Origin of the sequence: Dactylosporangium darangshiense, from assembly GCF_039537565.1 — a bacterium.
In the GTDB taxonomy this organism is placed as follows: domain Bacteria; phylum Actinomycetota; class Actinomycetes; order Mycobacteriales; family Micromonosporaceae; genus Dactylosporangium; species Dactylosporangium darangshiense.
In genome coordinates, this window is sequence record NZ_BAABAT010000123.1 from 1 (window position 1) to 7,695 (window position 7,695).

Annotated in this window: 1 protein-coding gene; it reads right to left on the reverse strand. The window is 73.5% G+C overall.

Annotation, left to right across the window (positions count from 1 at the left end; translation table 11 throughout):
* On the reverse strand, window positions 1-7,695 hold a 7,695-nt coding region (locus ABD901_RS57810; protein WP_345144785.1), incomplete at both ends, for an amino acid adenylation domain-containing protein.

Genomic DNA, 7,695 nt, shown 5'->3' on the forward strand with positions numbered 1-7,695 from the left:
GGTCCAGGTCGCCGTAGGTGAGGACGACTCCGTCGGCCTCGACCGCCGGCTGGTCGGCAGGCCCGGCCACCAGTTCCTCGACCCCGCCGACCGTCGGCACCGCGAGCGCGGCCCCGGTGTCCCACTCCGCAAGCCGCTGCCGGTCCTGCGGCGACAGCACCGCCAGGTCCGACACGCGCCGGTCCGGATCTGCCGCCACCGCGGCCAACAGCAATCCCAGCCGCGCACCCAGATCACGTACCGTCGCCGCGTCGAACAGTGCGGTGCTGTACTCGAAGACGCCGATCAGCTCATCGCCGTGGTTGGCCATGGACAGGACCAGGTCCAGCTGTACGTCGCGGTCCGCGGCGAGGTCGTCGGGCACCCCGGCGTCGCCGGCCGTGTAGTTGAACAGGGTCTGGATCAGCGGGGTCCGGGACCGGTCCCGGTCCCGGACCAGTTCGTCGACGAGCCGCTCGAACGGCAGATCCTGGTGCCGGAAGGCGTTCAGCGCGGCGGTACGGGTCCCAGCGAGCACCTCGGCGAAGGTCGGGTCGTCGTGGAAGCGGGTGCGCAGCGCGAGGGTGTTGACGAAGAAGCCGATGAGGTGTTCGGTCTCGGCCCGGCCGCGGTTGGCGACCGGGGTGCCGACGAGCAGGTCGCTCTGGCCGGTGTGCCGGTGCAGGAGGGTGGCGTAGGCGGCCTCGAGGAGCATGAACATGCTGACGCCGTAGCGCCGCGTGAGCTCCCTGAGGGCGCCGGTGGTGCCGGCGGCGACGGTGAAGTGCACGGCGGCGCCGGCCGTCGAGCGGACCGCCGGGCGCGGCCGGTCGGTCGGCAGCGCGAGGACCGGCGGATCGGCGAGCTCGGTGCGCCAGTAGTCCAGCTGGGCGTCCAGGACCTCCCCGGTGAGCCACGCACGTTGCCAGGCGGCGTAGTCGGCGTACTGGATCGGCAGCGGCGCCAGCGATTCGCCCTTGTACAACCGGAAGAGCTCGTCGCGGAAGACTCTCGCGGACCACTCGTCGCAGACGACGTGGTGCAGGCACAGGGCGAGGAGATGGCGGTCCTCGGCCACCCGGATCAGGCGGCCGCGCAGCATCGGGCCCTCGGCGAGGTCGAACGGGGCGCGCCGCTCGGCGTCGAGGGCGGCCCGGGCGGCCGCGCCGGGAGCGGGTTCGCCGGAGGCGTCCAACAGCGGCAGGACGAACGGTACGGCCGGGTCGATCACCTGGTGCGCGGTGCCGTCGGGGCCGGCGACGAGGCGCGTGCGCAGGACCTCGTGGCGTTGCGTGATCGCGGTCAGCGCGTCCGTCAGCGCGGCGTGGTCGACCGGACCCGTGAGGGGGATGCCGACCGGGATGTTGTACTCGGTGGAGCCGGGCTCGAGCTGGGCGAGGAACCACAGGCGCTGCTGCCCGAACGACGCCGGCAGGGGCGCTTCACGGTCCGCGGCCGTGATCGCCGGCACGGGACGGCCGGTGACGGCGAGGTCGGCCGCGGCGGCGAGAGCGGCCACCGTGGGGTTGTCGAACAGCGCCGCGAGCGGCAGGTCCGCGCCCAGGACGGAACGGATCCGGGTGACGACCCGGGTGGCGAGCAGGGAGTGGCCGCCGAGGTCGAAGAAGTTGTCGCCGGTGCCGACCCGGTCCAGGCCGAGGACGTCGGCCCAGATGTCGGCGAGGATGTCCTCGGTCGCCGTGGCGGGCGCTCGGAAGCCGCCGGCCAGTTCGGGCCGGGCGGTATCCGGTGCGGGCAGGGCGGCGATGTCGAGCTTGCCGTTGGCGTTGTAAGGCAGTTCGGCGAGTTCGACGTACACCGCGGGGATCATGTGCTCGGGGAGCGTGCCGTGCAGGTGCCGGCGCAGCTCGTCGGTGCGCGGGATGCCCCCGGCGTCGCCGGTCGGGACGAGGTAGGCGACGAGACGGCCGTCGCCGCCGGTGACGGCGGCCGCCGCGACGAGCGGATGGCTCGCGAGCGCGAACTCGATCTCGCCGGGTTCGATGCGATGGCCGCGGATCTTGAGCTGCCGGTCGGCGCGGCCGAGGAACATCAGCTGGCCGTCCGGCTGCCAGCGGACCAGGTCGCCGGTGCGGTACAGGCGCCCGCCGTCGCCGCCGAAGGGGTCCGGGACGAACCGCTCCGCGGTCGTGGCCGGCCGGCCGGCGTACCCGCGGCCGACCCCCTCGCCGCCGATGAACAGCTCGCCCGGAACGCTGATCGGTACCGCCTCGAGGCGCCCGTCCAGGACGTAGGCCCGGGTGTTGGCGGTCGGGCGGCCGATCGGCGCTGGCAGCGGAGAGTCGGCCGTGATCGTGGCGACGGTGGCGCAGATGGTCGCCTCGGTGGGCCCGTAGGCGTTGATGAACCGGCGCCCGGTGGCCCACCGGCCGGCAACGTCGGGCGGGCATGGCTCCCCGCCGACGACGACGGTCCGCAAGCCGGGCAGTGGTTCCGCGCCGAGCATCGCCAGCGCCGACGGGGTGAACTCGGCAACGGTGACCGCGTGCGTCGCCATCAGCCGACGGAGCTCGGCTGAGGACCGGCGGGCGGTTGCGTCGGCGATGACGAGGCGGGCGCCGGCGGTCAGCGCGACGAAGATCTCGGAGGCGGCGACGTCGAAACTGCACGACGCTAGCTGCAGGACGGTGTCGTCCGCGCTGACGTCGAGGTCGGCGCGCTGGGCCTGGATGACCGCGGCGAGGTTGCGGTGTGAGACCACGACGCCCTTGGGCCGCCCGGTGGAGCCGGAGGTGTAGACGACATAGGCCGCCTGTCCGGGGTGCGTGGTCACGTCCGGCGCGGTCGACGGCCGGTCGGCGTCGGCCGGGTCGTCGGGGTCGAGCCGGTGTGTCACCTCGCCGAGGTCGGACCGGCCGCCGATGACGACATCGGCGCCGCTGTCGGCGAGCATGAACCGCAGCCGGTCCGCCGGGTACTCGACGTCCAGCGGCAGGTAGGCGCCGCCGGCCTTGAGGACGGCGAGCATGGCCACGATCATCGCGGGCCCGCGGTCCAGGCACAGTGCCACGACCGTCTCCGGGCCGACGCCCGCGGCCCGCAACCGATGGGCCAGCCGGTTGGCGCGGGCATCCAGTTCGCCGTAGGACAACGACGTCGGCCCGGACACGACCGCGACGGCCGTCGGGCGCGCCGCCGCCATCGTCGCGACCGCCCGGTGAATGCCGTCCGTGGCCGCGACGGGCGTGGCGGTGTCGTTCCACCGGGCCATGAGGCTGCGTTCGGCGCGAGTCTGCACGGACAGGGAGCCGACGGGCTGCTGGGGGTTCTCGGCCACGGCGTCCAGCAGGCCGGTCAGCTGGTTGAGGATGCGGCGTACCGCGTCGGCGCGGAACGTCGCGCTGTCGTAGACGAGGTCGATCGCGAGGCTGGCACCGGTTCCGACGACGACGGCGAGCGGGTAGCTGGCCTGCTCCCGGGCGAAGACCCGCCGCACCCGCAGCTCGTCGTCCGCGCGGTCGGACCCGACGGCCTCCGAGGCGCGTGGAGCGGTCGGATAGTTCTCGAAGATGAGCACGGTGTCGAAGAGCTGCCGGCCGGGCGGCAGCTCGCTCCACGCCCCGATCTGCACCAGCGGGGTGTGCTCGAACGTGCGGGCCTCCGCCTGCTCGCGCTGCAGCCGGCGCAGCCACACCGCCACCGGCTCGTCGCGCTCGATGCTGATCCGGGCCGGGATGGTGTTGATGAGGAGCCCGACGACCGACTCGACCCCGGCGAACTGGCTGCCGCGCCCGGACGTGGTGACGCCGAACAGCACCTCGTCCGTGCCGGTGTAGGCGGACATCAGCGCCGCCCACGCCCCCTGGACCACGGTGTTGAGGGTCAACTGGTGGCGCCGCGCGGTCTCCGTCAGCCTGGCGGTCGTCGCGGTGGACAGCGCGGCGTGTTCGATCCGTTGCCCGTCGCCCTCGCCGGCGCGTTCGAGCCGCAGCGGTGTGGGCTCTGCGATGCCGGCGAGGCGACCGCGCCAGTAACGCTCCGCCGCCGCCGGGTCCTGCGCCAGGAGCCAGGCGACGTGGTCGCGGAACGGTCGGCGCGTGGCCAGCTGCGGACGGCCGCCGGCCCGGAATGCGCGGTACGCCTCGAACAGGTCGGCCATGACGATCGGGACGCTCCAGCCGTCCAGCAGCAGGTGGTGCAGGCCCAGCACCATCTGGTGGCGCCGTGCGCCGAGCCGGATCAGCAGGATCCGCACCAGCGTGGGCGCGTCGAAGTCCGCGCCCCGCCGCCGGTCCGCGGCCAGCCGCTGCGCGATCGCCTCCTGCTGCCCGGCCTCGTCGAGCGACGCGAGGTCGAGCTGCTCGATCGGCAGCGGTACCGCTGCGGACAGCACCGACAGCGGCTCCGGCAGGCCGTCCCACACCACGGCGCTGCGCAGCACGGCGTGGGCGGCGAACACGGCGTCCCACGCCCGGTGCAGGGCCGACAGGTCGAGGTCGCCGTCCAGCAGCAGTCCGGTCTGCACCCAGTACACCCCGGAGTCCGGCTCCAGCTGCGTGTGGAACAGCATGCCCTGCTGCATCGCGGTCAGCGGATAGATGTCCTCGAGCGCGGACCCCGACCGTTCGCGGATGCGGTCCAGCTGGTGTTGGGTGAGTCCGGCGAGGGGAAAGTCGGAGGGGGTGGGCTCGTCGGCGGTCAGGCCGCAGCAGTGGTCGATGAGGTCGCCCAGCACCTGCAGGTAGCGGTCCGCCAGGCGGCGCACGGTCGGCTCGTGGTGGACCTCGCGGGAGTAGGTCCACATCAGACGGAGCTGCCCGTCCTGCACCGTGCCGCTGATCTCGAGGAGGTGGGTCCGCCCCCCGGCCGCCGATCGGGGGGCACCGACGGGGCCGCCGACGGCCTGGAAGCGGGACGCGCCGCCCGCACCACCGGACTGGCCGAGATAGTTGAAGGAGACCTCGGCGCGTCCGGTCGGCGGCATGTGCGGCGTCAGGTACCGCAGCAGCCCGTGGCCGAGTCCCCGTCGCGGGACGGCGCGCAGGAGGTCCTTGGTGCGCCGCAGGGCGTCGCCGGTGTCCGACGTCGCCCCGGTGAGGGTCACAGGATAGACGGCGGTGAACCAGCCGACGGTGCGGGAGACGTCGATGTCCGGACCGACGTCCTCGCGGCCGTGGCCCTCGACGTCCACGAGGATCGCCGGGTCGCCGGTCCAGTCGGTCAGCGTGATGCCCAGCGCGGTCAGCAGTACCTCGTTGATCTGGGTGTGGTAGGCGGCCGGAACCTCGCGCAGCAGCCGCTGCGTCTGCCGGGCGTCGAGCACGGCCGGCACCGAGCCGACCGACGTGAGCGCGTTGTCGCCGTCGAGGTCGCGGGGCAGCGGGCCGGCCGCGCGCTCGGTCGCCTGCCAGTACGCGATCTCGTCCATCAGCTGCGGTGCGGCGGCCAGTTCGGAGAGCCGCTGCGACCAGCGCTGGAACGAGGTCGTCTTCCGCGGCAGCCGGATGGCTTCGCCGCGTGTGGCCTGCTCGTAGGCGACGGCGAGGTCCTCCAGCAGGATGTGCCACGACACCCGGTCGACGGCGAGGTGGTGCACGGTGACGAGCAGCGTCTGGCGGCGGTCGGCCCGGTCGAAGAGCACGAACCGGGCGAGCGGACCGCGCTGCAGGTCGAGGCTGGTGTGCGCGGCGGTCGAGCGCACGTGCAGCGCGTCGTCGTCGAGTCCGTCGGCGGCGACGATCCACAGTGGAGTCTCCGGCTCCTCGGCGGCGACGTAGGCGGTCAGGCCGAGGCTGTCGCGGTAGAAGCGCGACCGCAGGGCGTCGTGGTGGCGCAGGAGCGCGTCGACCGCCCGGCGCAGGACGTTCGGATCGATCCGGTCGGGGGCCTGCAGGAGTACGCACTGGTTGAAGTGCGCCGGTTCCGGGAGATCCTGGCCGAAGAACCAGCGCTGGATCGGCGAGAACGGGAACCCGCCGACCACGGTTCCCTGCTCGGCGTCGGCCGCCGACTCCCGCCGTACCACCGCCGCGATGCCGGCGACGGTCTGGTTGTCGAACAGCTGGGCCGGCGTGAAGAAGAGCCCGGCGGCCTGCGCCTTGGCGACGATCTGGATGCTCAGGATCGAGTCGCCGCCGAGCTCGAAGAAGTTGTCGTCGACGCCGACCCGGTCGATCGTCAGCACGTCGGCCCAGATCCCGGCCAAGCTCCGTTCGGCGTCGTCGGCCGGCGCGCGGTACGCCGCCTTGACGTCCGGTCGGTCGCTCGCCGGTTCGGGGAGAGCGGCCAGGTCGATCTTCCCGCTGCGGTTGAGCGGGAACGCGTCGAGCGTGACGAACGCGGCGGGAATCATGTGCTCCGGAAGCGTCGTGCGCAGGTGCGCGCGCAGCGCGTCGGCCGTCGGAACTCCCTCGGCAGCAACGGCCGGGACGAGGTACGCGACGAGGCGCTGGCGGTGCGCGGCGACGACGGCGGCGGCGACCGCCGGGTGCGCGGCGAGGGCGTGCTGGATCTCGGCGGGTTCGATCCGGTGGCCGCGGACCTTGATCTGACGGTCGGTGCGGCCGAGATAGTCGAGCTGCCCGTCGGGGCGGCGCGCGGCGAGGTCGCCGGTCCGGTACAGCCGGGTCCCGTCGGCGGCGAAGGGATCGGGCACGAACGATGCCGCGGTGAGCGCCGGGCGGTTGAGATAGCCGCGGCCGAGGCCGGTACCGGCGACCCAGACCTCGCCGGTGACGCCCACGGGGACGGGGTTGAGGTGCTGGTCGAGCACGTGGACGCGGGTGTTGAGGAGGGGGCTGCCGATCGGTGGGGCGGCGTCGATGCCGGCCGGGATGTCGGCGGCGGTCGCGCAGACAGTGACCTCGGTCGGGCCGTAGGCGTTGACGAGCCGGCGGCCGGCGCTCCAGGCCCGAACGGTCGGGGTGTCGAGGCGGTCGCCGCCGGCGATGAGGGTGCTGAGCGGGCTGAGCAGGTCCGGCGTCACGGAGCCGAGCAGCGACGGGGGCAGCAGCGCCAGGTTCACCGCGCGCGCCCGCAGCAGCGCCGCCAGGCGGTCCGGCTCAGCCTGTTCCTGCCTCGTCGCCACGGCCAGGGCGGCGCCGGCGGGCAGGGCCGTGACGATCTCCCAGACGGATGCGTCGAAGCTCAGCGAGGCGAACTGCAGCACGGTGTCGCCCGGCCCGGTCGGGGTGAGCGACTGCAGCGCGGCGGTGAAGTTGGCCAGCCCGCGGTGGCTGATGAGGACGCCCTTGGGCCGGCCGGTGGACCCGGAGGTGTAGATGACGTAGGCGGCCTGGTCGGGCTGCACCGTGACCTCCGGCGCGGTCGCCGGACAGGCGGCGACGGCCGGGTCGTTCGGGTCGACGCGGCGGACCGCCGGACCGGTCGCCGGCCCATCACCGATCAGGACGCTCGCACCGCTGTCGGTGAGCATGTAGGCGAGTCGTTCGGTGGGGTAGTCGGGGTCCAGCGGCAGGTAGGCGGCGCCGGTCTTCCACACCGCCAGGATCGCGATGATGGGGTCGATGCCGCGGGGCAGGCAGATCGCGACGATCGTTTCCGGACCCGCGCCCAAGTGGTGCAGGTGTTGGGCGAGTTGGTTGGCGGCTGTGTCGAGTTCGCGGTAGGTGTGGGTGTGTTCGCCGGAGTGCACGGCGGGTCGGTCGGGGTTGGTGTGGGCGTGTGCGGCGATGAGGGTGTGGACCGGTTGGGCGGGGACGGCGGCGTCGGTGGCGTTCCACGCCTCGAGTTGGG